The organism is Solihabitans fulvus, from assembly GCF_008386585.1.
Lineage (GTDB): Bacteria > Actinomycetota > Actinomycetes > Mycobacteriales > Pseudonocardiaceae > Solihabitans > Solihabitans fulvus.
The window spans coordinates 1-596 of sequence record NZ_VUOB01000329.1 but is presented as its reverse complement, the minus strand read 5'-3'; the positions used below and the strand labels follow the sequence as shown (position 1 = coordinate 596).

Genomic DNA, 596 nt, shown 5'->3' with positions numbered 1-596 from the left:
ATGATTGGGCTTTGGTTTCAATGTCATAGCCATACACCCATGATTCGTCACCTGTTATGACATTTTTGAGAAAATATGGATCGTCGTTGACGATGTTTAACAGCTCCTGAGTGATGTCCATGCGACGTTGCTTTTGCTCATAATTTAGCAATTTTGGAACAATCTTCGCTGCCGCACGTTTCATGCCTAAAACATCCGTAAAAATTGTTTGGCATGAGCCGAACGATATGTCAACATCATCAGCAACCTCTCTGATAGTGATTTGACGATTATCCATAATCATTTTCTTCACTGCTTCAATTTTTTCATCAGTTGTTGTGCTCGGGCGACCAGGGCGAGCATCGTCATTGACATCTTCTCGGCCTCCCTTACATCGGTTATACCACAATTGAACTTGTGTTCTGCTCATAGTAGACTCGCCAAACGCCACAGTCAACATTTCAAATGTCCTTGCGCATTTAATTTCATTTTTTACACAAAACTTAATACAGTTTCTTTGATCCATTTTTTCGAATAGTAAAAAATCGAAGAGCACACCAAAACACGACTAACCTTTTTATCTGTAACAAACAAACTGACAATCCAAAATGGCTGAT

The 596-nt window shown here is 39.4% G+C and carries 1 protein-coding gene; it reads right to left on the bottom strand.

Annotated features, from left to right (window positions below; translation table 11 throughout):
* Window positions 1–505, bottom strand: a 505-nt coding sequence (locus F0L68_RS45975; RefSeq protein ID WP_223199653.1) for a hypothetical protein, incomplete at its 3' end; no start/stop codon positions are given.
* Window positions 506–596: the final 91 nt, after the last annotated feature.